Here is a 24,035-nt window from a genome sequence, read left to right as displayed (position 1 = left end):
GTAGGTTGACCAACGACCTAGGTTCTAAGCTCTCACTTCTACGTTCTATCAAAAGATTAGTCAAATTTTACGTTGCCCCTTGGCTTTTCAACCTCCAGAATGGCCGCATTGCCAAACGGCACCGGTAATTGGATCTGAGCAGGTATCGGCTCGCCTTTTCTGGTCGCGGCTTTCCAGGGCGGCATTATTCTCAGAACGCGCAAGGCTTCCGCGTCGCACTCCGGGGTCAAGCCTTGCGCTACGGTGAGGTTGGTCAGGTCGCCGTCCGTTTCTACGGTGCAGGTTACCAGCACGCTGCCGGTAATCTGGTTGACGCGCGCGGCTGCCGGATACTGTACATTCTGCTGAAAAAAGTTGTTCAGAGCCTGCTGCCCACCCGGAAATTGAGGCGCTACATCGGGGCGATTCGCGGCCGGATTTTGCTGGGGTTGCATGTGGCCGGGCTTCAACTCAATCGGCTGCTTGGCGGGCAAGGTAACGGTTTGGGCTTGGGCCGCAACTGCCAAAGCTACAAGCAGCAAGATGAAGAAAAGATGTTTCATAGGAGGCAAAAAAGTAGCGCGGAACAGCTTCCGCGCTACCGAATGGAAGGGTGATTTCAGGCGCTCTTTCTAAAACAACCCTCAGCGGGCAGAGTTCACCACAACGCTCGCCGGCCGCGAAATTGCCAGCAAACCTAGGAAGGTCATTAACCCATTGAGGATCAGAATCTCAAAGCCAAACTCATAACCCCCAAACCACGCCTTGGAATTAGCGTTGATGATAAAAGTCAGGATCGGGCAAGCCAGGCAGATGTACGGCACCAGCCTATCGTGCAGACTGCGGCGCGAAAACAGCCCGAACGAGTACAAGCCCAGGAGTGGCCCGTAGGTGTAGCCCGCCGCCTTGAACACCGCCGTAATCACGCTCTGGTCGTTGATGGCCTTGAAGATCAGAATGATAACAATGAGCAGCACGGAAAAAGCAAAGTGAGTCAGCTTTCGGTAGCGCGCCTGCTGCTGCTCCGGAAAACGCTTAATATCCAGAAAGTCAACGCAGAAGGAGGTGGTCAGCGCCGTCAGGGCCGAGTCGGCGGAGGCGTACGTAACGGCAATGATACCTAGGATAAAGATGACGCCCGCGAAGAGCGTGAAGTGCTCGGTAGCCAGCAGCGGAAACACATTGTCGCCGATGACTTTGCCCGTAGCCGGGTTCAGCGGCAGCTGAATGCCCTTCGCCTCGGCAAACTTATACAACAAGATGCCCAGCGACAGGAAGAACACGTTCACCAGCACAATGGAAATGGTGAACCAGAACATGTTCTTCTGCGCCTCTTGCAGGTTGCGGCAGCTCAGGTTCTTCTGCATCAGATCCTGGTCGAGGCCCGTCATTACGATGGTGATGAAGGCACCTGAGGCAAACTGCTTCCAGAAGAACTTATCATCCTTCAGATCAGAGAAGTAGATGCGCGAAAGCTCACTGTCGCGGATGGTTTGCACCATCTGCTTGAAACCTAGGTTCAGCTCCGAGGAAATCAGGTAGATGCTCACGCCCACGCAGGTAAGCATGGCCAGCGTCTGGAAAGCGTCGGTCCAGAGGATGGTTTTGAGGCCGCCACGAAACGTGTAGAGGTAAATCAGCAGAATGCTGACCGAAACCGTGACGGCGAACGGCACGCCCATGGCATCAAACACGGCAAACTGAAGCACGCCTGCCACCAGAAACAGCCGGAACGCCGCCCCAATTGCCCGCGAAAGCAGGAAGAAGAACGCGCCCGTCTTGTAGCTCCAAAACCCGAAGCGCTGCTCCAGATAGGTATAAATGGAGACAAGCTGAAGCCGGTAGTACAGCGGCATGAGCACAGTGCCAATCACCAGGTAGCCAATGATATACCCAAACACCACGGCCATGTAGCTCCAGGCTTGTCCCAGCACCATGCCCGGCACTGAGATAAACGTGACGCCCGAAAGTGACGTGCCAATCATGGCGAAAGCCACCATGTACCATGGCGCGTTGCGGTTCGCAATGAAGAAACTCTCACTGGTTGCCTTGCGCGACGTGAGCAGGGAAATAATGATCAGGACGGTGAAGTAGCCCGCAATGAGGCTGAGAACCAGAGTAGGGGACATGAAAGCAGAGAATAAAGCGTAAAGATAAGGCCCTGCGGTAAACCAGCTGAAAGACCTAGGTCTGAGTTCCCAAACACCTAAATGATAGCGGTCAAATGTTGCGGTTTATTGATTTTTATAAATTAGAAGTATGACTATTCATTTATTATAGATAAGCAATAGTGGCTTATTAATGTAATTCTCAGTTGAAGGCTAGCATGAAGGCAGACACAATCAAGCTTATGAGAGTATGATATACAATCGTTTCCGGAAACGATTTCGGTCTTTTTATTTTCTGTTTGTGCGACAAAATAGTGTCTTGCTTTTTACTGCTTCTATCTTCAATCAACAATGCGCGTACGGGTACCTAGGCTTGCTGTAAGAGGCTTGCCGGGTTGTTTATTCACAATGCGGAAAGAATTGTACTTTTCCCTAAAACGTTTCCGCAAACCATTGCGGTAATGTTAATCATACTGCTGTTATCTTTCTAAGCAGCTAAGTGCGACACACGTTTTTCCTGTTCCTGATCAACAAAGCCTGCCTATGAAAATCCTTCCCTGATCTGCCCTGCAACCACAACCTAAATTCCTCATCATGAAAACAAATAGCTCCGTACTCATTGGTAGAATCTTTACACTAATAGCCATAGCCATTGCCGTCTTGCTGGCGACAGTTGTACACGCTCAAACTACCTTCCCATCTTTCCCACCCACCAACGTAACCAACGTTCAGGACCGCGACCAGATGGTGTGGCAGCTCGGCATTACTTTCCCGACGCTGCCGCCTAAGATGCAGGACCCAAACAAGCCAACGGGGGCGTATCCATCAAATCCCGCCGACCCTGAAGGCAACTGGACGAATGCGGCTGGTCACACGATTACCCGCTCGGGCTTCGGGCTTTGGAACAACTACGACGATAAGCCCACTGGCTTTCTGCCCGGCCCGGAAGCGTGGCGCGTAGGTGACTACACGCCCATCGACCTGCTGGTGATGAAGAACGGCCGCCGCATCACGACGTCCGACCAATGGTGGACGCAGCGCCGGCCGGAAATCATGAAGGATGTGAAGGAGCAGATGTGGGGCGTTATTCCGGCCGACAGCGTGCTGCCGGGTGTGACGTTTGCGGCCGTGACGACCACCGGCGGAACCGGTAGCGGAGCCTATGTTCAGAAGGCCATTACGGGCACGATTGACATCTCCCGCTATCCGCAGGTGCGGAATCGGCCCGTGCTCAGTGCTACCCTGCGCCTGCCCTTTAATGCCACTGGCCCCGTGCCGGTCATCATCGTGTTTGGCGGCAACATCAACACGTACTGGAACTATGTGGCGCCCTACGGCTGGGGGATTTGCATCTATAACAACACGCAGCTGCAACCCGACTTCAACGGTGGCGCGGGCCTGACGAGCTACCTGATCGGGCTGGTAAACAAAGGGAAGTGGCGCAAGCCGAGCGACTGGGGCGCATTGGCCGCCTGGAGCTGGGGGGTGAGCCGCCTCATTGATTATTTCGAAAGAGACCCGGCTATCAACGCCAGCAAGATCGGCCTGACCGGGCACTCACGCTACGGCAAAGCTACGCTGGTAGCTATGGCCTACGAGCCACGCTTGGCGCTGGCTTTCCCGAGCTGCGGCGGTAGCCTAGGTACCAAGATGAACCGCCGGCACTGGGGCCAGGACGTGGAAAACTCCGGCTGGGACCAGGAGTATCACTGGATGGCGGGTGCTTTCTTCAAGTGGCACGGCCCCAAAACGCCCGGCACCTACCTGCCGCGCAAAATAGAAGACTGCCCCGTAGACGCGCACTCGCTACTCTCGCTGTGCGCACCGCGCCCCGTGTTCATGAATGGCGGCACGCAGGACTCCTGGCCTGATCCTTACGGCATTTATCTGACGGGCGTGGGCGCTTCGCCAGTATATACGCTGCTCGGGGGGGCCGGTCTGGTGATGCAGGATCCGAAGCCGATCATCGACAAAGGCTACATCACGGGCGATATTGGCTACCGCTACCATACCGGTGGCCACACCGATGCGCCCGACTGGCCGGCCTTCCTGGAGTTTGGCCGGAAGTACTTTGGAACGGTGGTATTGGGTAACAAGAGCTCGTTGGCCGAGAGCAACATCCAAGTGTATCCTAATCCGGCTCAGAGCCAGCTTACGGTAGACCTAGGTAATAACAGCCGCCACATCAAAACCGTGGAGCTGACCGATATCACCGGTCGGCTGGTGCGACAGATGGCCGTCGGCAACCTATCGACCCTCACGATTCAGCGCGACAACCTGAAGGCGGGCGTGTACATGCTCCGGCTGCAAGGCGACCGGGTGCTGAACGAGAAAATCGTGATTGAATAACCTAGGTTGTTCAATCGCAGCGTAGCGCCGTTCCATAATTCTACCACGGCAAACACTAGAGAGAGTACTTGCAAGCGTAGCGTCCGGTGTGAAAGCCGGATACTACTGCTTGTATACACCCTGTAATTCCCACTTATCTACTTCCATTTTTTACGCCTATGATCAAATTTAAACACACCTTGTTTTTTGCAGCGCTGTTTGCATCCACTGGGCTCTACGCCCAGACGCAGAATGCGCCCATTATTCACCAGGCTGAGTCCGGAGTCCTAGGTTCGGACTGGAACACGCCCACGGCCGCTGGCGTCACCTACATCGCGCCGCGTACAGATTATGCCGCTACTCAATTCCCTGGTAATGACTCTAAGGTGGCTACCTACACTGTCACCTTTCCCGCTCCCGGCTCTTACGACCTCTATGCCCGCATCCGGGTAGGGGCAAACTCGGCCAACGACGACAGCTTTTATTATGCCAATGGCTTCGGAACCAAGTCGCCGACAGCTACCACTGATTGGGTGCTTTGCAACGGCCTCTACGGCGCCGGCTATACCGATGCGAATGCAGTAGTAGAAGCTGGCGGACCGGCCGTGCAGTCCAACGTCTGGAAGTGGCTGAACCTGTCGAAGTTCAACGGGGGCGCAACGCCCATCAGCTTCACCGTGACGGCCGGCAACCTTACCCAAACGTTCCAGATCGGTAGCCGCGAAAATGGCTTGGATATCGATAAGATTGTATTTGGCGGCACCGGCATCTACTTCACGGTGGGCAACCTAGATAACGGGCAGCCGGGCTCGACCACGCCGCCCACGCCACCCAACCCCGTACCAACGCCAACCGGCCCGCCTTTGGCAGCGGGCAAATCGAAGTTTCTGGGTGGTATTTACAGCCCGCAGCAGCTACCCAACTTCCTGGCGTACTGGAACCAGTTGACGCCCGAAAACGCGGGTAAGTGGGGTTCGGTGGAAGGCACCCGCGACGTGATGAACTGGACGGAGATGGACGCCGCCTACAAGTTAGCTAAGGATAACGGCCTGCCCTTCAAGATGCATACGCTGCTGTGGGGCTCGCAACAACCCACCTGGATTGCCACGTTGCCGCCCGCCGAGCAGCTGGCCGAAATCAACCAGTGGTTTATGCTGGTTGCCCAGCGCTACCCGAATATTGATGTCGTCGAAGTAGTAAATGAGCCGCTTCACGCGCCCCCTACCTCAGCGGGCACCGACGGGCGCGGCGGCAATTACGCCAACGCCCTGGGTGGCAGCGGCACCACCGGTTGGGATTGGGTTATTACGGGCTTCCAGCTTGCCCGCCAATATTTCCCAAACGCTAAGCTGTGGCTCAACGACTACAGCGTAGAAAACTCGCTTACAAGCGCCCAGAACTATGTGCGCATCATCAATCTGCTGAAAGACCGCGGGTTGATTGATGGCATTGGGGTGCAGGGCCACGCCTTTTCGACCCGAGGAACCTCAGCCGCTACGCTGACCTCGACAATTAACTCCTTTGCTGCAACTGGTTTGCCCGTGTATATTACGGAGCTGGATATTGATGCGTTGAATGCTCAAAATCAGATAGATGATCAGGTGCAACTGGCGGAGTACCAGCGCGTGTTTCCGTTGTTCTGGGAAAACCCAGGCATCAAGGGAATCACTATTTGGGGCTACCGCCTTGGGCACTGGCGCAGCTCCCAGGGCGCCTACCTGGTCAACGCCGACGAGACGGAGCGACCAGCACTAGTGTGGCTCAGGAACTATGTTAGGCAGACGGTGCTAGGTACCAAGAAGGCCGAGAAGTACGCCATCAACGCGTATCCTAACCCGGCTATCGGCGGCAAGTTCACGCTGCAAGGGACCGAAAAAATCAGCCAGATCCGGGTACTCGACCTGAGCGGCAAGCAGATCCAGGTAGTGCCGGTAGCGAAGCAGCCTTCCGTGGAGCTGAAGCTGAACGTGGCACCGGGTGTCTACATCGTGGAGCTGTCAGACGGACAGAACGTGCAGTCGAAAAAGCTGGTAGTTCAATAGGATAGCTTGCTGAAAAATCAACTGTTTATAGCGTAAATTTTACCAAAAAACCCGTTCTAGGAAGCTAGAACGGGTTTTTTGTGGCAGTTAGTTCACGTAGTTCAGCTCTAGAATCATAGGGCTACTCCCACTCGTGCCAGCGCAGCACTTCGCCCACGGCAGGCGCGTACAGCTCGCCGCGAAGCATACCCCCATGCGCTACTTCTTCCAGTGTGCGCAGCGGTTCGGAGGCGGGCTCATCGGAGAGGTCGAAGGTGCCGTAGTGCATGGGCACTACATGGCCGGCGCGGAGTACGTTTGCTGCTTTTGCTGCCTCGTGCGGATCCATATGGCTCTGGTGCATCATGAAGGACGGCTTGTAGGCGCCAATCGGCATCAGGGCAATATCGATGGGGCCAAATTGCTCTTCAATCTGCTCGAAGTGAGGTGCGTAGCTGCTGTCGCCAGCGAAGTAGATGAGCTTGTCGGCTACCCGAATCATGAAGCTGCCCCACAGAATGCGGTTCAGGTCGTTGAGGCCGCGGCGGTGCCAGTGTGAGGCGGGCAGGTAGGTGATTTCCAGGGGCGCATCCGGACCTAGGTCGTACTGCTGCCACCAGCCGGCTTCCTGCACCGGCAGCTGCCGCACCATACCGTTCAGCAGGCGGGTCATGCGTAGCGACGTCAGCACCTGCATCCGTGGGTTTTGCTCGGCCAGCAGCTTGATGGAGCGCTCGTCGAGGTGGTCGCGGTGACCGTGGCTGAGCAGCAGGTAGTCGATGTTGCGAATGTCTTCGGGGCCACAGGGCAACGGGTGGCGGTGGCGCAGCCCCAGCGAGGAAAACAGGACTGGATCGAAGAGCAGCGTGACGCCTGCCACGCGCAGCAGAAAGCAGGCATGACCCAGCCACACCAGCATGTCTTCTTTCGACTTGAACACCTCCGCACACGGCACCACGGCTGGCGCCCACTTATCGGCCTTTTTCTCGGCTTCCTGCGGATTTTTGGTCATGAACTTCCAGCGAAAAACCGTTCTGAAGCTAGGTTCATACAAGGTCTCGCCGTTGGCGAATTCTTTCCCGAAAAGCTTATTACCCGGATAGTTACGGCGAATAGTTTGCAGTTGAGAATTATGAGCGTAGCTGATGCGGGCGGACATGAAGAAGGAGCTAGGAGATGGAAGCTAGAAGTTAGGAGCGAGGATGATGCAAACTATCATTCCGAGCAGCCCGAGGAATCTAGGTCTACGAACCTGGGATTTGTACTCAGGTCCCTCGCGCTGCTCGGAGTGACGAACAATCAGATAACTACAAAACAACAAAGCCCCGGAAGCTTCCCGAGGCTTTGTTGCGCGAAGGCAAAAACTTGTCTTGCCGGCGTATAGTTTAGTAGCCGAGCGGCATCATCGGTGAGCCGTACAGGCCGCCGTATCCGGGCGTGGCGCCCTGCGTCACACGCACACCCCCCGACACCGAAATATTCTCGGTAAGCTGGTAGTCAGCGCGGATGTTTACGCCGGAACCTAGGTTGCCAAAGCCCGCGTAAGGATTAACCCTAGGGGTGTACGGCTGCTGAGAAAGATCTTTCCAGGCGCTGCCCGTCAGGGCCAGGCGCGGACTCACCAGGTACGTGCCGCCGGCTTGTATCAGGAGGTGATTCGTCGCGTTGAAGCTGGGTGACAGCGGCTTATCGGTGGAAGGATTGTACGCGTAGCCAAAGCTCGACTGCGTGCGCACATACGTCAGGCCCGTGAAAAGACGAAAACGGTTGGAAACTTGGTACGTAGCCGTTGGGCTGAGGTAAGAAGCTGAGCCATAGCGCCCCGCGAACTGCATGCCCGCATCTAAGTGGTACGACACCCGCGGGCCAAGCAAGCCGGGAGTTGGCGCGGCCAGGGTTGAGGTGGCAGGTCCTTGTGCCAGCGCTAGATTAACCACTAGCAGCGAGGCGGCTGTAAAGAAGGAACGAAGCATAATCAGCAAAGAAAAACAGCGCCGAAAAGGTTTAAGTACTCACAAGATACGAAACCCACCGACAACATAGAACGTGGTTGTAAAGGAGCCGCAAAAGCGCATATAAATTAGCCTAGGTCTATGTACTGAAAAAGCTGTATTTTGCTCAGACGTTTACCTCTTAACCCTCTTTATACCCTCATTCAATTGTATGGAAGAATTAGTGCCACAAGAAACCAGGCAGCCTCAGCAGCGAGTTCTGAGTGCCGAAGAAGCAACCCAGATTCAGGCTCGCTTTATGACGCAGGTGTACGGCTGGATGGCTGGCGCCCTGGCTATTACCGGCGGGGTGGCGCTGCTGGTGGGTGCTTCGCCCGAGCTACAGGATATGATTTTCGGCAACCGGTTGGTATTCTGGGCGATGCTGCTGGCCGAGTTCCTGGTAGTAGGCTACTTATCGCGTAATATCTTCGAAATGTCAGGAGGGCAGGCTGTAGGCGCTTTTGTCGCTTACTCGGTGCTCAATGGTCTCACACTCGGCCTCATCTTTCTGGTGTATACGGCCGATTCAATTGCTTCTACCTTCTTCGTGACGGCTGCCACCTTTGGCGCGATGAGCCTCTACGGTTACACTACCAGCACCGATCTCAGTCGTTGGGGCAACCTGTTGTTCATGGCGCTGATTGGGCTGGTGATTGCCATGGTTGTCAATGTTTTCTGGCTCAATTCGATGCTGTACCTGATTACGTCTTTTATCGGCGTATTGCTGTTTACGGCACTGTCTGCCTACGACACGCAAAAAGTGAAGTCGCTGGCCTTCGTAGGGTTTGAGGAAGAAGGAGCCGACCGGAAGGCCGCCATGCTAGGTGCCCTCACGCTCTACCTCGATTTTATCAACCTGTTCCTGTTCCTACTTCGCCTCTTCGGCCGGCGTCGGTAAGCCTAGGTTAACACCAAGTAAAAAGCCTCTCCGAGTTGTTGGAGAGGCTTTTTTATGCGGCAGAGTTGGGACTGGCCGAATGATTTACTTGGCCTTGCTGCCTAACCAAGCCGCCCGGAATTTCTGCATCTGCTTGGTCACGGGACGACCTGCCTTCTCGTACGTCACGACTTCTACCAGCGGGCTTTCCACCAACGTCACCTGGGCGGTGCGCTCCTGCCCACGCGAGCGGAACACCACCGGCACCACGTCGCCGGGCTTGTGTTGGGCCAGCAGCTGCGTTAGCTCCTCCTGGCTCTTTGGCGTCTTGCCATCCAGCTTCAGAATCTGGTCTTCACGGTCGAGGCCGGCTTGGTAAAGTGGGCTGCCGATGAGCGTATTGGCGGCCAGCGCGATGGTGCTATCCGCAAAAGTTAGGCGAGCCAGACCTAGGCTAGCTTGCCCCGGCTTGGCGCGTCGCACCACGAGTCCGGCAGGCGCCAGCAGCTGCTCGTAGTTGTGAAGTTGGTGCCCCGTGAGATGCTCGCGAAAGAAACGACCCGCAAAGGCCGTGTCGCGGCTCACCTGACCTAGCACGCGCTGTAAATCGGGCAGCGTGTAAGGGCGCTCAGGCGCGTAGTCGCGCTGGGGCTTGCCGTACTGCTGCCACACGGCACGCATGTAGGCATCGAGGTCAGTTTTGTAATTCTGGCGCAATAACATGTCCAGCGCCAGCGCATTACCGGCCCCGATAATGTAGTAAGACAAGTAGGTATTGCCGCGGTTGTTAAGGTCAATGCTCACGGCCGCATCCACGAACGGCGCCTGCCGGCTCATCTCCACCGGCGAGTAGCGGCTGGCGCCCGGCGAGTTCAGCATAGCATTCACAATGCCGGTAACGTCCTCGAAATACTGCTCATCGGTGATGGCCCCCGAGCGCCGCACGATTAGGTCGCCATAATACTGCGTAAAGCCTTCGGCAAACCAAAGTGCCTCGCTCATGTTAGCCCGCTCAAAATCGAATGGCTCCAGCGACTTAGGCCGGATGCGCTCCACATTCCAGGAGTGGAAGAACTCGTGCGACACCGTACCTAGGTTGCGCAGCACGCCCAGCCCTCGCAGCGGACTGCTGCTCGTGACGCTGGTGGAGTTGCGGTGCTCCATGCCGTCGCCGCTGGTTTGGGGCAAGTAGTTGGCTACGAAGGTGTAGCGGCCAAAATCGTAGCTAGGTAGCTCGCCGAAAACAGCGGCCGCCTCGTGCACCACTTTCTTGGTCAGGTCCGTGTAGGCGTCCAGCTCCGCATCCGTCCCCGTGTGCACTACCGACAGCTCGATGGTTTTGCCCTGTTCCTGCCAGGTGCGCATTTTTTGCGGGCCCAGGGAAGTGGGACTGTCCATCAGGTACTGCAAATGCGGCGCGTAGTAGGTTCCTTTGGCCGGGTCGGGCTTCAGCTGAGTGGCCACCTGCCAGCCCGCCGGCAAGTCAAACTTTACTTCCGCGGGTCGCTGCTCCTGGCCGTGGGCAAAAGCTAGGGTGGCCGGCATGTTCAGGTGAGCGTGAATCTGGTCGATGCCCACGTAGGTACCGTCGGTTCGGTCGCCGAAGAGGGTGTAGGTAAAGCGCACGGTGCCGTCGTGGCCGCTTACGTCCCAGCCGTACGGGTCGGGCCGGCTGATGCTCAGTGCCTTGCCTTTCGAGTCGGTGGCCTGTACGGCGTACACGTTCTTGGCAAATTCGTGCAAGGCGTAGCGCCCCGGCGAGCTGCGCGCCATGCGCACCTGCAAGGTGCCGGGTTTCAGGTCTGAAAAAACGACCGTCACCTGGGCTTCGTGGTGTACGGCATTCGGGAAGGCTACCGTGTACTGCACGGGCGTCGTTTGGGCCAGGGCCGCGCCGGGTAGCGCCAGCGCGAGCAAGAGGGTAGCGGCAAGATTCCGCATAAGGGTTGTGGTTGTGAAGAGTAGAAGGCGCCTAAAATTAAGAGGCAAGCCGAGAATGCCGCGCGCCTGTAGCACGAAGCCTGTGCTTCGCGTATCGGGGAACGAGTACATTTGGAAAACCTAGGTGCCCGTCGTTCTGCGCTACGCGAACTACAGAGTTCTCGCTACAGGACGTTCAACGATACGCGAAGCACAGGCTTCGTGCTACAGGCTAGCGGTTCGCACTACAGCGCGGGCTTCTCTTCGAAAACCGTGGCTTCGATCATGCCCGCATAAAACCATTGCTGCCGCCGCGGGTGCAAACCTAGGTTTGCCAGGCCAGCGTGAATGGCTGGAAGCTGCCGGGCGCTGATGCCGGTCGTAACACGAAAGAACTGATACATCACGGCCAGCAAAGCCCGTTGCCACCACCCGTTCGGCTTGCAGAAATCGGCGAGTAACCACCGGCCACCAGGGCGCCGGACCGCGTTGAGCTGCCGCAGTACCGCTCCAAACCGCACGGTTTCAAACAGATCCAGGAAGAAGAAGGTGATAACTACGTCGAACGTCTCGCCCGATTTGAGCGCCGCTTCAGTGCCGAGCCGAAACTCTACCTGTGCCTCGTGCGCGGCGGCTGTGCGGCGCAAGGCTGCGCGTGATTGGCGCAGCATACCAGCGGAAGCTTCCACGTAGAGAATCTGGGCCGCAGGGCAGCGCCGCAGCACTTCTCCCAGAATCCAGCCCGTGCCGCCGCCGATGATGAGCAACCTAGGTGCGCCCACTGGTAAGCCCGACAACGCGGCCTGCTGTGCCCGCCGCAAGGTGCGGCCAAAGACCAAGCTCGCCAATAAATCGTAGAAGCTAGCGAGGTGGTCGAAGCCTGCGTCCGAATTTTGCATGAAAAGTGACCAGCGCCTCGTTGAGCCTTAGGTTGCACGTAGTACGCCGGCAAGTCGCCTTGCGTTGTAGTCGGGGTGCGGCTTCACTGCTCAACCTGGCTTCGTACCTAGGTTATGCCTCCTTACGTTGTAGTCACTAAAAGCTCACCTCACCAGGGCACTATAAAAAGACCGTCATTTCTCCCGCTGGTCGAGATGACACCCTGATTTAGATAGCCACTTAGCCAGCCTTACCCACCGCCAAACCTAGCTTCATGACTAACTCTCTGCGTCGTTTGCTGGCGGGCATCACGTTGTTCGTCGCCGAGTTTACGGTTACGCTGCTGATCGGAGTGCTCGGCGTTATCTCCTTTCTAGCGCTGGGCCGCGAGGTGCTCAATCAGGATATAGCTACGTTTGATGCGCAGGCGTTTCGGTGGGCACATTGGCTGCTCGGACCCGACAGGCTAGGTTGGGTGCAGAACGTGACTTTTCTGGCCTCGCGCGATTTTATCACCGGAGCCGCCTTGTTGCTAATCGGTTATTTCCTGGTGCGGCGTCACCGCTGGTACTCGCTGCTGGTACCGGTAGTAGCCCTGGGCAGCATCACGCTGAATCTGGTGCTCAAGAGCGCCTACCACCGGCCTCGGCCTTTGCTGCCGCTGGTGTCGGCCGAAGGGCTGAGCTTTCCCAGCGGCCACGCCATGATTTCGGCCTCTTTCTACGGGCTGCTGATTTATTTAGTGTACACTCACCTTCGCCGCCCTAGCATAAAGTGGCTCCGACGCAGCTTGATTGTCGTGCTGGTGCTGCTGATTCTGCTCATTGGTATTACCCGCGTATACCTGCGTGTGCACTACGCCTCCGATGTGCTGGCCGGTTTCATGGCTGGCGCTATCTGGCTGCTGATTGCCATTCCGCTGCTAAAACGCATCGAAAGAATAACGAAAAATCGATTTAAAAAGACAATGCAAACGTCTGAAAAACAGGTTATATAGCGCAGAAAACAACTTTTCTTGGAAATTATTTTCAAAATTTGTGGCGAAAAACTGCTGTTCGCCCATATCTTTGCAGCGTCAAAAGGCACCTCCGGAAGGGAGAACAGAGTTTGACACTAGCTGCGCTTGTGGCGAAATTGGTAGACGCGCTGTCTTCAGGCGGCAGTTCCGAAAGGTGTGAGAGTTCGAGTCTCTCCGAGCGCACGAAAAGCCGGTCCATTTGGGCCGGCTTTTTTGTGTTATTAAGATCTGGTTCTAAGCGCTTTAAAGCTAGGTTAACCGTTAAAGCTACCTGTCGTGTTTCGGCTTGTGCCGCGACCTGGCGTTCCACTCAACCCACAACCACCCGCATGAAAAAGCTTACGGAGCGCTTGTTGGCTCTTTTAGGGCTGCTGACGGTTGAAATCGTGCTGGTGGGAGTGATGTTTCTGGGGGCGTTCGTGCTGTTCTTTTATCTGACCCGCGTGGTATTCGTGGAGCATTCGGCGCGCCTCGACGACCTGGCTTTTCACCAAATGGATGCGCTACGGGCCACTTACCCTAACCTTACTACGTGGGTCCGGCGGCTTACTTTTTTTGCCTCGGCTCCCTTCCTCACGGCAACCGGAATCTTGCTGCCTGGCTTTCTGGCGTGGCAAAAACGGCGGCACGAAGCCTTGGAGCTTTTCCTGGCAGTGCTAGGTTCCTCGATTCTGAACCAGCTGCTCAAGAACCACTTTCACCGTCTGCGCCCCGAAACGGCGCTGCTGCCGCAGCCCGGTCTGAGCTTCCCCAGCGGCCACGCCATGATCGGAGTGGCCTTGTACGGCTGCGCGGCGTGGCTGCTATGGCGCCACGGCCGGCACCCGGTTTGGTCCGCCCTGCTGATAACCTGGGCCGTTATTATCGGCCTGACTCGCATCTACTTGCACGTTCATTACGCCACCGACGTACTGGCCGGCTTCGCCGCTGGTCTGGTGTGGCTGATCTTACTGCGCGCCGCACTGCGGCTGTGGGAGAGGAAGCAATTAACAATGAGCAGTGAGTAATTTGGTAAGGTGCATTGGTCACTGCTCATTGCTTACTGTCAACTAAGTTTTACTCGTACGCGCAAGGCCAGCAGGCCTTTAACGCCTTGTAGCTCTTCCAGTTCCAACTCTTCTACGCCGGGCTCCAGCAGCTCACGGTCGTGGAGATAGTCGATGTATTCGAGGTATTCATCGGCCTCGCGTGATTGGGAGTAGACCAGCGCAATGGTGCCGGGCTGCGTAAGCCGCTCGCCGGTGCCGAGCACTGTGGCCTTGTCGATGCGCTTCTTAACGATTTCGTAGCGAATGTTATAAGCGCCATCTACGTCGAATTGCCGCTCATCCTGCCGGAAACGGATACTCAGCGGCTGGCTGTGCACCAGAAGCAGCTGGGTTGTGTCGAGCGGAACAGGCAGCGCGGGCTTCAGCAGGTGAGTGCGCCGCGTAATCTCAATCGTGACCAGCAGCTGCCACAGGCGTAGGTTCTTCAGGAAAACCAGGTCAAACGGCTTATTTTCGACTAAGGACGCGCCCACGTAGATGTTGTGCTCCACGCCATCAGTCTTGAACCGCTGGAAGTAGTGCGGGTACATCTGCTGGGCCTTGGCTTCTTCCTCGTCGAGGTAGTCGCTGATGGTGTCATTGATCAGCATCACGCTCTGCTCGAAGGCTTTACGCCGCTTATAAACGATACCTAGCTCGGGGTCCATGTTCGCCCAATAGTTATCAATCACGAACCGCAGCTCGGGTGTATTCTGGGCCAGGTAAGTGAACAGAGGCTCTACCTCCGTCTTCAGCGACTCAAAAATACTCACCTCGTCCCCCGTCAGAATGCCTTGCCGCAGACGCCGCAGGTTCTTATTGACGTAAAATTTCAACTCATCCAGAATAGGCAACGCCTGGAATTCAGAGGCTTTCTTGAGGACCTTATTTGCTAAGGTCAGATGCTCAATCAGGTCGGCCTGAATGGCTTCGTTGCGGGCCGTGCTGCTGCTGCGGATGTCGGCGGAGCCGTGCAGCGGATACACATCGTGAAACACGATGCTCTCCATCTCCGCGTTTTTGTTGCCGGCCTCAAACTGCTCCAGCAGGTGCAAGGCTGCATCAGTGAAGCGCCATTCCATGGTGGGGTGAATGGCCGTAAACTTCTCTTTGATAATAGATTGCACGCGGGTTTGCAGCTCCTCGGCGTTGCGCTTTACGGCCACCGCAAACAGCGGCACAAACTGCGTGACCTTCTCCAGGCAAAACTCGTCCAGGTCGCCGACGTTGGGCGAACCTAGCTCCAGCAAGCCCACTGTATCGTCGCCGTAGGGTAGAATAGCTAGGATAGCCGACCGGATACCTAGGCTCAGAATCTGCTGGCGCAGGTCTTCGGGAATGTCGGCCTTCTCCACGTCTTCGAGCACGAGGGGCTGGCGGTCTTGCCAGAGCTGCGTGTAGATCTGGCGGAAGCCGCTGGTAGCATCCTGGTTGGTGAGCTGCTTGGTCAGAAAGCTGTGGTTGATCTTGCGGCCAAAGTCGACGAAGGCCTGCTTTTTCTCATCGTAAGCGGCAATACCTAGCTGCAAAAATGGCCGGCCAAACAGCACCCGCAGCTTCTCCTGAATCTGCTCCAGGCGGTCGGAGGCTTGCAGCACGTCGCGCTCCAGCAGGTCATACTTCAGCTCCGATAAGATTTCCTGATCCGTTACATCTACCAGATGTAGGATGTTAAAGCCTTCAAGATCAAACCTTTCGGCAGGTAGATATTCCTGCCACAAGTCAGTCCGGTGGAAGTTACGGGTCAGCATCTCCAGCTGTTCTTCCGTTAGCTCGGGCTTTTCGCCCACCACATGCACCGTCAGGAATGAAGAGTCGAACGTGACGCTGTAGTGCCGGTACAAGCCAATGCTGTAGTCGGGCACGGTGAAGATGATGGAACGCGTGACGGGCAGCGTAACGCCGTAAATAGTTTCCAGGATGAGCTGGTACACCATGCGCGTGGTGTGGATGTTCATCGTGCGCGCGTCGATGTTAAGAGGCTGCTTAATCGTCAGATTATTAAGCATTACCTGCGCGAAAAGCGGCGTGTGATAGAAGCTGTAGTACTGGAACGGCGGAATAGCACCGCTGATGTCGGTTTCGCGGGCCGCGGGTGGGAACAGCGCTATCATCAGCGTTTCCACCAAGTCACAGTTGCATTCCAGCACGCTCATATCCATGATAGGGCCGCGGCACCAAGGGTTAGCCGCCACCTGCTCGCCGATGGCCTGGGCGAGCAGCGCCACCCCAGAGTTGCTGTCCTGCTCGCGCGATTTCCAATAGGCAATAAGCGGCTCCAGACTCAGCGTCGATTTAAAAGGGAAACCCACAACGACGGGACGGGCAGTAAGTTCGGTCAACATAGTGGAAGCAGAACAGGCAAAAGAGCAAATAAGTTGAGCGGGCACTACAGACGACGAACTACCTAGGTTTCAGCTATTCCCGTGTGCGCGAAACAAGCTAGGCTCAGAACCGATTGAGGGTAATTGGCTGGTCTTGGCCGTTCTTCTTTGTGACATCACAGCGCACTGTGTTCTGGCGCATGCCGAATTGCCGCATCTCACTTACTTCTACGATTTTACTCAGGTTACGGTAATACATGCAGCAGCCTTCGCCTTCTAAACGGGTATCAAGCTTAATGTTATCTAGCACAAAGCGCACAGTATCAATAATCTTCGGCTTAGAGGTAGCTGGGTAGCGCACAACAAACAGCGTGTAGCGGTAGCTATTCAGTTTGCGGTTATTGGCTGCGGTAAAGGGCGTGTTGTTGTTGATAATGATCGGCAGGCTGTCCTGCCGTTGAGGGCGCAGAAGCCGTATTGTTTCGACGGTAGGCTTGGTGTTCAGAACAGTATCCGGCAGCGAATAACGTTTCAAATACACCGTGTCGATGTCTTTGCGGCGAAAGCCTTGGGTGCTGGTTGAATCGAGGTTGAACTTGAAAAACAGGGCATCGGCGTAGTCGTCCTGCTTGTCGCAGGGAACGTTGCCGCAGCAGGCGGCAAGCGCGAGGGTAGCCCCGCTGAGCAGGAGCCAAACGAACAGATTACGTATCATAGCAAGCAAAGATAAGCCGGTAGCGCCGCGGGAGCCTCAACAAAAAAGCCAGCCCTTGCGGACTGACTTCTGTACGTAATTCAGGCCCAGCTTATTGCTTCAAAAAGCGTTTGGTTTCGGAGCCGGTGCGGCTGGTGATCTTGTAAAAATAGGTGCCGTTGGATAAGTCATCGACGTTCACCACCAGTACGTGCGCGCCTTTTTCCTTGCTTTGCTGATCGAGGATCTTGCGCAGGGTGTTGCCGCGACCATCCAGCAGTTCTATTGTCACGGGGCCCGCTTTTGCCACATTGTACTCCAACTGGGTAGTGCCGTTGCTGGGGTTTGGGAATAGGCTGGTACCTAGGTCCTTCGTTGCTTGTTTGGCAGTTGGTGCATTGGGGTCCATCAGCAGAAACACGCTGGGTCGGAAGAAATGACCTAGGCCTGCCTTGTGCCGGTTGCCCGCAAAGTGAGCTAGCTTTTCTTGTTGCTCCGGCGTGGCATACTTCATGACAATGGCTTTGGTGTCCATCGTCCATTTTTCGCGTTGCGGCTCAATTTCGGAGGCTAGCTGCTTGATGTTAGTGTCATATTTCTGGGCCACTTGGGTTACTTTCTGCATCACGGCCTGTCTTTGGGTGCGCTGCTGCTGAAGCTGTTGGCGCTGAGCATCTGTTAGCTCCGGGCGCGTAGGTTGGGCCTGACCTAGCTTGGCCGGGCGGAAGCTTTGAAGTAGCGCCTTGCCTTCTTGGCGGCTTGTTCGGAGTTGTGCGCGGTAGCTAGCCAGCGCCACTTTGTCGTCGGCGGAGAGTTGGGCTTCCAGCTTCTGGCGCTGTTCCCGCACTACTGGCAGTACGTTCTGGGCGTAATAGGCTTGGAGTTCCTGGCGCGCTGGTTTATCGGCGCTGCGGCCTAAGCGCTGGGCAAAGGCCGCAGTGTAGCCTACAACAAGAATAAGGACGAGCAGCAACCGGAGGAATGTGTGGAAGGAGGTAGCTTTCATAAGAGTAGGAGGGATGAAGAACCTAGGTGTCGTTTTGGGCCATAGATGCGTGGAGCCAGTAAGCGTTTAATTATCGCACAAAAAAACGCTCGGTCCTACCGAGCGTTTTTCGTTTCAGCTATATAAAAGCCAGCCTTCTAGCTGATGTTTATTCTATCGCCGTGAGGCTGTTTCGCCTGGTAGTGGCTCGATAGGCCCGCTGGCTAAGAGCTTAGCACGCAGCGAGTCAGAAGCCAGCTCAAGCTGCGGCCGAATCATATTTAAGGCGTAACGCAACGCTGTGATATCGGCTAAGCGACCGGCGTCAGTTTGCGAATAGCCATGATACATTGCCACGTTCACCGTGGAGGTGCCCGAGCCACTATAGGTGCCTAGTACTTCTCCCCGCGAGTTGAGCACCTGTACTTGGGCGCGGAGCTTGGTCCGGTAATATTCCAACGGTACTCCAAACAAGCTGGGAACCATCAGGGTAGCCATTTGAAACGCTTGTAACCCCTTGCCTTGTCGTGCACTAACAGCCGAGGTAACAGTTAGCTTCATGTAGCCAAACTTTGTGCTGTCGGCAGGGTCGACCAAGTTATGGCTCACTTCGCGCTCAAACAGGCGAAATGGATCTTCTGGCAGCGAACCATCACTGTTCATTAAGGGCCCATTATCAACAGCTATCTTCAAGGCAGGCAAGCGGTTATCTAAGCCAGCAGAATGGGGTTGGAACAAAACCTTGTCGACTGACATACAGCCAGACAGCGTAGAAAAACTCAATAAACAAAGCAGCAGATAACGTAAAGAGGCATTCATGATAAAGCAGGAAGCAAGTAGGTGAGAAGCAGGACACGCATCAAATTTAAACAACTATTTCACTATCTGTTCATGGTGAAATACAATTACATGATAAATAATATAAAATATATATTTATTAATATAAAAAGTCAAAAAAAATGTGAAAAGCCCGTGTTCGGTGGGCTTTTCACAAGGGGAAGTGAGCAAAGCTAGGTAGCCGTTGCTGGTGCGAAGCCAGGAAGAACGCTGGACAAAACGCTGAAAAGTACTAGTGGGCCTGGTGGGCCAGCTCGCTGTCGGGCTCCGCGAGAGCTGTTACTTCCGGCGCGTAGTAATTATCAACGAACTCGCCTTCCCAGCGTGCTACCACGGCCGTTGCCAGGCAGTTGCCGATAACGTTCACGGCGGTGCGAGCCATGTCCATTAGCGCATCAATACCTAGGATGATGAACACGGGCCAGGAAGGCAGATTGAACGAAGCCACCGTAGCCAGCAGAATCACCAGAGAGGCCCTAGGCACGCCAGCCACGCCTTTGCTGGTGAGCATCAGCGTGAATACCATAACCAACTGCTGCCCAAGTGATAACTCGATACCGGCCGCCTGCGCCACAAACACGGCCGCCAGCGACAGGTACAAGGTGGTGCCATCGAGGTTGAAGGAGTAGCCCGTTGGCATCACGAAGGCCACAATGCGGCGCGGTACCCCGATGCTCTCCATGGCTTCCATAGCGCGGGGCAGGGCCGCCTCCGAGCTGGTGGTGGCAAAGGCAATACTTACGGGCTCGGCAATGGCCTGCACGAAGCGCTTCACCGGAATACGCATGAGCAGCGCGACAGGCAGCAGCACCAGCAGCAGAAAGGCAATGAGCGCGCCGTACAAGGTGAGCAGCAGCTGAAAAGCGTTCAGCAATGGTGCAAAGCCCATCTTACCAACCGTATAGGCGAGGGCGCCGCCAACACCTAGGGGGGCAAAAAACATTACCACGTTGGTGAATTTGAACATCACTTCCGAGAGGCTTTCAGCGAACGTAAGCATGGGGCGACGGTGCTTGTCGTGCACCATAGCCAGGCCAATGGCGAAAATGATAGCGAAGATGACGACTTGCAGCACCTGTCCTTCGGCGATGGACTTGGCAATGTTTTCGGGGAAGATGTGCAGAATAATGTCGGAGGTCGTCTGCTCGACGGTCTGGAGCTTTTCGGCTTCGGCAGCGGCTCCACTTTGGCTTACTCCGACTCCGGCCTTGGTCAAGTTGATGGCAGCCAGGCCAATGAAGAGTGCAAACGTGGTAATAATCTCAAAGTAGACCAACGCTTTCAAGCCCATCTTGCCAACTTGTTTGAGGTTGGCGTGCCCTGCAATACCTACTACAAGCGTCGCAAACACGAGCGGCGCAATGATGGTCTTTACCAAACGCAGAAACACGTCGCTGAGCACCTTTAGGTTCACGGCCACTGTAGGGTAATCATGACCTATTTCGGCGCCCACGAACATGCTCACAACAATCCAGAACGTGAGCGAGCGGCGCTGCGTGGCATAGACCGCAAGAGTGGCTAAAAACAGCCAGCGAGCCGCCGTCGGAACGGCAGCCGGCAGAGCAGCCAGCTGATAAGCCGACAATGCGGTAAGGACCGCAGCAACCAGGAAAAGAACAAAAACCAGCGGAACGAGACGCGAAAACTTCATGCAGGAAAGTTCGGGGTAAATCGGCGGAAACTCAGCAAAGATAAGTTTTTGCGCTTGTCAGGACGTTCCGGCTTTGCTGGGCGGGTAATTTAACAGAAAAAGGCCGCGCATGCGGCCTTTTTCTGTTGATAGAAGCTAGCTCGCAGCCAACTTCTGCTGCAAAGCAAAGGAGTTTATTTGGCAATAACCAGCTTTTGCGTCAGTGTGACAGTAGTGGTTTTCAGGCGTAGAATATACATACCAGTAGCCAACTGTGATACAATGCGTTGGGTCTCGGCCGGGTTAACTATTTGCTGTTGGTATTGGCTACGCCCGCTCATATCAAGAAGCTCTAAAAGAGCGGGTTGCGAGGTGGCTTGCTGAATTTCAAGGTAAAACTTGCCGGCATTTGGGTTCGGGTAGACACTAAAGCTAGGTGGCGGTGCCTGCTCAATCTTCACGGCTTTGATAGGAGAGTAGACCTTTTGACCAGTGCCAAGCTCTTGGCGCAAACGGTAGTAAACCAATCCTGTAGGCGCGCTTTCATCAAGCGCCTTATAAGTATGCGGATCAGTGCTGGTGCCAGCACCCGGCTGCTGAAGTAAATCCTTGAAACTTTTGCCGTCGGTGGAGCGCTCCACCACGAAAGACTGACTATTTAGCTCGGTCTGAGTGCGCCAGTCGAGTGTAACCTGCTGGTACTTTGCAGCGACCGTGAAATCGGTGAGCACCGGCGATACTACCGAATTCGCAACAGGATAGAACACGCCATTCGGGATTACTTGTCGCACCAGGTCGCCACTGGCATATTCGAGCACCAGCGCCTGACTACCGCCGTGTTCCCCGTAGTATATCAGAAGATCATGAAATCCAGCGCTTAAGGTTTTGGAAGCAGCGGTATACTGCATGCCTTTCATGTCGCCAGTGTTACTTATGAGTGGTTTGGCCTCATTATCAAACCACAAAGAAGCGCCATCATCTGAGCTTAAATGAAAGGTATAAGCGCCAGGAGTTGTAATATAAATTTTTCCGTAGAAGCGGGCGCTGAATTCGTCGGGCTTGCCGGGTGAGTAGTATGTTGCACCCTTGCCAATGTTGAAGTTGTCGGATTCGCTTTCTTCAAATTGAAGATTATTAATAGTTCGGCTTACAATAACTGGCTCATTCTGGTTGAAAAAGCCTAGGTCGTCGTAAAAATACCCGTGATAAAAATCAGCTTTAAGCCCAATAGAAGAACTTTCTTGCTGAGCAAAAGTAGTGATAGCAGTTAGTAGATTAATTACAAAGCTGCTTATAAAAATTGTAAATTTAAAAAGATAAGGATGAGTGGAAAAAGCTTTCATATACAAGGGTGGGCAAAGACATGGGCGGAAGAATTATTAAATAAGATCGATACGATAATCTGTTGAGAAAAGATGAAAATTACCACTAAAATTATGAGATTTTCCATTTGCACATAGAATTAATATATTAAAATAGTAAAATTATATAATATACGCTTTGCAGGAGTTTTCGGTTGCGAGAGGATAGTAAAAAATTGTTTGCTGATTTACGTGATTAACGCAGCAACTACTGCCATGGGCAACTACCCCTAGTTTGTACAAGCAGCTACGAGTGCGTAGGCCATACGTAATTGCGGTAATTGCCCCAACTTAGGCCGCAAGAACCCATCTGATTGCTCACCGCCCGTTATGCTCATCTGGACGCTCCAAACGCGTGAATTACCGCTGCGTTTTACCTGGAAAATTTCTCGCAACTTTTCCACTGCCAAAACCAACTTGCTCGTGCGCGTGACGGCTGCCGGGGGCGCAGTAGGGTGGGGTGAAGCGGCGCCTAACATTCGCTACGGCGAAACGCCCGCAGGACTACAAGCCGAGTTTGAGCAGTTGCTGGCGACAAACCTAGGTAAGGTGCAAAGCCTGGATGAGCTGGGGCAAGTGCTCGATGCACAAAGGCCTGCCCACGCGCTTCGCTTCGCGCTCGAATCAGCGTACGTGCATCTGCTGGCGAACCAAGCAGGGCAAACCGTGGCGCAGGTGCTGGGTGTGTCGGCTCCGGCAGCGGCTGTGCCCACGGCTTTTACGCTGCCAATTATGGACCCTGGTGCCATTCCCGATTTTGTGCGGGAGCAGCGTATGGACCGGTTCGAATTGCTGAAGATCAAGGTGAACGAGGAAAGCGGCTACGATTTACTGCGCGAACTCACCCGCATTCTGCCCGGCCGGCCGCTTATTATTGATGGAAACGAAGCCTGGACGGACGCCGATAAGCTGCTGCTTTTTTTGGAACAAATCAGCGCGCTGCCGGGGTTGCAGGTGCGTCTGCTGGAGCAGCCGTTGCCTGCCGCCTGCGCCGACCACTACCGCTACCTGCGACCTAGGGTCGCGTATCCGCTGTTTGCCGATGAATCGGTGACGGATACCGCCGACTTTGCCGACATCGCCCGGCAGTTTCACGGCGTGAACATGAAACTGATGAAAGCCGGCGGCTACCGCAACGGCATTCGGCTGCTCCGCCAGACGCAGGCGCATGGCCTCCAAACCATGATCGGCTGCATGGTCGAAACCTCGCTCGGCATCTGGTCGGCATTGCAGCTCAGTAGCTTAGCTCAAGTGTGCGACCTAGATGGCTTGCTGATCGTGCGCGACGAACCGTTCGGGCTGGTTCGGGAAGAAAACGGCCGCCTGACTGCTGCTGCCACGCCGCAGCTATAGCTGCTTCAGCTGCTCATCCAGCGTTTGTAGCTGCTGATCAAGCTGTTTGGTGTCGGCGGGCGGCTGGGTGCCGGCGCTGAGCAGCCGGATTTTCTCATTGAGCAGCTGAATCTTCTTCTCCATCAGGCCGACCTTATTGGTCAGCGTCGTCACTTGCGTTCCGCCATCAATGGAGCTAGGTGTAAGCGTGCCGCGCTCCACGTATTGCGTAAATTTAGTAGTCGGCACTGATTTGTCGCCGCGGGCCGTGGCGGCGCTGGCGGGGGTAGCAAATACAATATCGCCCTGCATAGTCACGTAGTCGCCTTCCTGTAAGGTGGTGATTTTGCCGGTCGGGAACTCTACGATGCCACTTTTGTAGTTGACTTTGGTGCCGTTGGACAGCCGTATGTTTTGGGTAAGCTGTTTTATTTGAGCACCTTGGCGCAACACGACCATGCCGTTTTGCATCAGGAACTGGTCGTGGGTGCCAGCCGCAACGGCACCAGCCGGGCGGGCAGCGGTTTGGGAGCTAGGTGCTTTCGATTGGGCTCGCGCAAACGGCGCCGAAGCCAATCCGCAACATAGGCTAAGAAGTAGCAAGAAGTAGTTCATCAGGCGAAAAGTAGGAGTCCCGTTCAGCATACGACGACGAGCTTACGGAAGCTGCTTCTTAGAAGCAGAAATGGTGCTTTTAAATTTTTTGTTGAATCATGTTGC

Annotated in this window: 19 protein-coding genes and 1 tRNA gene; 7 read left to right on the top strand and 13 right to left on the bottom strand. The window is 55.2% G+C overall.

Annotated features, from left to right (window positions below; genetic code table 11):
- Positions 1-56: 56 nt before the first annotated feature.
- Positions 57-542, bottom strand: a complete 486-nt coding sequence (locus IEX74_RS16990) for an energy transducer TonB (protein WP_188815210.1) — start codon at positions 540-542, stop codon at positions 57-59.
- 81 nt (positions 543-623) lie between these two features.
- Positions 624-2,108 (bottom strand): sodium:solute symporter, encoded by a 1,485-nt coding sequence (locus tag IEX74_RS16985; protein WP_188815209.1) that lies wholly within the window; start codon positions 2,106-2,108, stop codon positions 624-626.
- Between the two features lie 573 nt (positions 2,109-2,681).
- On the opposite strand from IEX74_RS16985, the gene IEX74_RS16980 reads away from it, so the two are divergent.
- On the top strand, positions 2,682-4,436 hold the full coding sequence (locus IEX74_RS16980; RefSeq protein ID WP_188815208.1) for a T9SS type A sorting domain-containing protein: 1,755 nt from the start codon (positions 2,682-2,684) through the stop codon (positions 4,434-4,436).
- A gap of 158 nt (positions 4,437-4,594) precedes the next feature.
- Positions 4,595-6,457: an endo-1,4-beta-xylanase gene (locus IEX74_RS16975; protein ID WP_188815207.1), complete on the top strand. Its 1,863-nt coding sequence runs from the start codon at positions 4,595-4,597 to the stop codon at positions 6,455-6,457.
- A 121-nt stretch (positions 6,458-6,578) separates the two neighbouring features.
- Here IEX74_RS16975 and IEX74_RS16970 read toward each other — a convergent pair whose 3' ends face one another.
- Positions 6,579-7,595 carry an MBL fold metallo-hydrolase gene (locus IEX74_RS16970; protein WP_188815206.1) on the bottom strand — a complete coding sequence of 339 codons (1,017 nt, stop codon included), beginning with the start codon at positions 7,593-7,595 and terminating at the stop codon, positions 6,579-6,581.
- Between the two features lie 226 nt (positions 7,596-7,821).
- Complete coding sequence (locus tag IEX74_RS16965) at positions 7,822-8,409, bottom strand: hypothetical protein (RefSeq protein ID WP_188815205.1); 588 nt, start codon at positions 8,407-8,409, stop codon at positions 7,822-7,824.
- 190 nt (positions 8,410-8,599) lie between these two features.
- Between IEX74_RS16965 and IEX74_RS16960 the strand changes: the two genes are divergently transcribed.
- On the top strand, positions 8,600-9,328 hold the full coding sequence (locus tag IEX74_RS16960) for a Bax inhibitor-1/YccA family protein (protein WP_188815204.1): 729 nt from the start codon (positions 8,600-8,602) through the stop codon (positions 9,326-9,328).
- A gap of 84 nt (positions 9,329-9,412) precedes the next feature.
- Here the strand turns inward: IEX74_RS16960 and IEX74_RS16955 are convergent, their stop codons facing one another.
- Both IEX74_RS16955 and IEX74_RS16950 read right to left on the bottom strand, forming a co-directional pair.
- On the bottom strand, positions 9,413-11,248 hold the full coding sequence (locus IEX74_RS16955; RefSeq protein ID WP_188815203.1) for a M61 family metallopeptidase: 1,836 nt from the start codon (positions 11,246-11,248) through the stop codon (positions 9,413-9,415).
- Between the two features lie 224 nt (positions 11,249-11,472).
- Complete coding sequence (locus IEX74_RS16950) at positions 11,473-12,126, bottom strand: class I SAM-dependent methyltransferase (RefSeq protein ID WP_188815202.1); 654 nt, start codon at positions 12,124-12,126, stop codon at positions 11,473-11,475.
- 254 nt (positions 12,127-12,380) lie between these two features.
- Between IEX74_RS16950 and IEX74_RS16945 the strand changes: the two genes are divergently transcribed.
- The 3 genes from IEX74_RS16945 (at position 12,381) to IEX74_RS16935 (ending at position 14,131) form a co-directional block, all read left to right on the top strand.
- Positions 12,381-13,103 (top strand): phosphatase PAP2 family protein, encoded by a 723-nt coding sequence (locus IEX74_RS16945; protein ID WP_188815201.1) that lies wholly within the window; start codon positions 12,381-12,383, stop codon positions 13,101-13,103.
- A 122-nt stretch (positions 13,104-13,225) separates the two neighbouring features.
- Positions 13,226-13,307 (top strand) — tRNA-Leu (locus IEX74_RS16940).
- A gap of 146 nt (positions 13,308-13,453) precedes the next feature.
- Positions 13,454-14,131: a phosphatase PAP2 family protein gene (locus IEX74_RS16935; RefSeq protein ID WP_188815200.1), complete on the top strand. Its 678-nt coding sequence runs from the start codon at positions 13,454-13,456 to the stop codon at positions 14,129-14,131.
- A 38-nt stretch (positions 14,132-14,169) separates the two neighbouring features.
- On the opposite strand, the gene IEX74_RS16930 is transcribed toward IEX74_RS16935, so the two are convergent.
- The 6 genes from IEX74_RS16930 to IEX74_RS16905 form a co-directional block, all read right to left on the bottom strand.
- The gene (locus IEX74_RS16930; RefSeq protein ID WP_188815199.1) at positions 14,170-16,497 is read right to left on the bottom strand and encodes a GAF domain-containing protein; all 2,328 of its coding nucleotides are present in this window, start codon (positions 16,495-16,497) and stop codon (positions 14,170-14,172) included.
- A 103-nt stretch (positions 16,498-16,600) separates the two neighbouring features.
- Entirely contained in the window at positions 16,601-17,191 is a 591-nt protein-coding gene (locus IEX74_RS16925; RefSeq protein WP_188815198.1) for a hypothetical protein, read from the bottom strand.
- 91 nt (positions 17,192-17,282) lie between these two features.
- A complete protein-coding gene (locus IEX74_RS16920) occupies positions 17,283-18,176 on the bottom strand; it encodes a T9SS type A sorting domain-containing protein (RefSeq protein WP_188815197.1) in 894 nt (297 codons plus the stop codon).
- A gap of 153 nt (positions 18,177-18,329) precedes the next feature.
- Positions 18,330-18,974, bottom strand: coding sequence for a hypothetical protein (locus IEX74_RS16915; RefSeq protein WP_188815196.1), 645 nt, complete (start codon positions 18,972-18,974; stop codon positions 18,330-18,332).
- A 250-nt stretch (positions 18,975-19,224) separates the two neighbouring features.
- Positions 19,225-20,643 carry a dicarboxylate/amino acid:cation symporter gene (locus IEX74_RS16910; protein WP_188815195.1) on the bottom strand — a complete coding sequence of 473 codons (1,419 nt, stop codon included), beginning with the start codon at positions 20,641-20,643 and terminating at the stop codon, positions 19,225-19,227.
- A gap of 173 nt (positions 20,644-20,816) precedes the next feature.
- Positions 20,817-21,965, bottom strand: coding sequence for a T9SS type A sorting domain-containing protein (locus tag IEX74_RS16905; protein ID WP_188815194.1), 1,149 nt, complete (start codon positions 21,963-21,965; stop codon positions 20,817-20,819).
- A 348-nt stretch (positions 21,966-22,313) separates the two neighbouring features.
- On the opposite strand from IEX74_RS16905, the gene IEX74_RS16900 reads away from it, so the two are divergent.
- The gene (locus tag IEX74_RS16900) at positions 22,314-23,336 is read left to right on the top strand and encodes a dipeptide epimerase (RefSeq protein ID WP_188815193.1); all 1,023 of its coding nucleotides are present in this window, start codon (positions 22,314-22,316) and stop codon (positions 23,334-23,336) included.
- Here IEX74_RS16900 and IEX74_RS16895 read toward each other — a convergent pair.
- Positions 23,331-23,930, bottom strand: coding sequence for a DUF6799 domain-containing protein (locus tag IEX74_RS16895; RefSeq protein WP_188815192.1), 600 nt, complete (start codon positions 23,928-23,930; stop codon positions 23,331-23,333). The two genes, IEX74_RS16900 and IEX74_RS16895, sit on opposite strands and share 6 nt — an antisense overlap.
- Positions 23,931-24,035: the final 105 nt, after the last annotated feature.

Origin of the sequence: Hymenobacter cavernae (assembly GCF_014641455.1) — a bacterium.
Classification (GTDB): domain Bacteria; phylum Bacteroidota; class Bacteroidia; order Cytophagales; family Hymenobacteraceae; genus Hymenobacter; species Hymenobacter cavernae.
The sequence above is the reverse complement of the archived record's forward strand: the minus strand, read 5'-3'. Positions and strand labels throughout refer to the sequence as shown.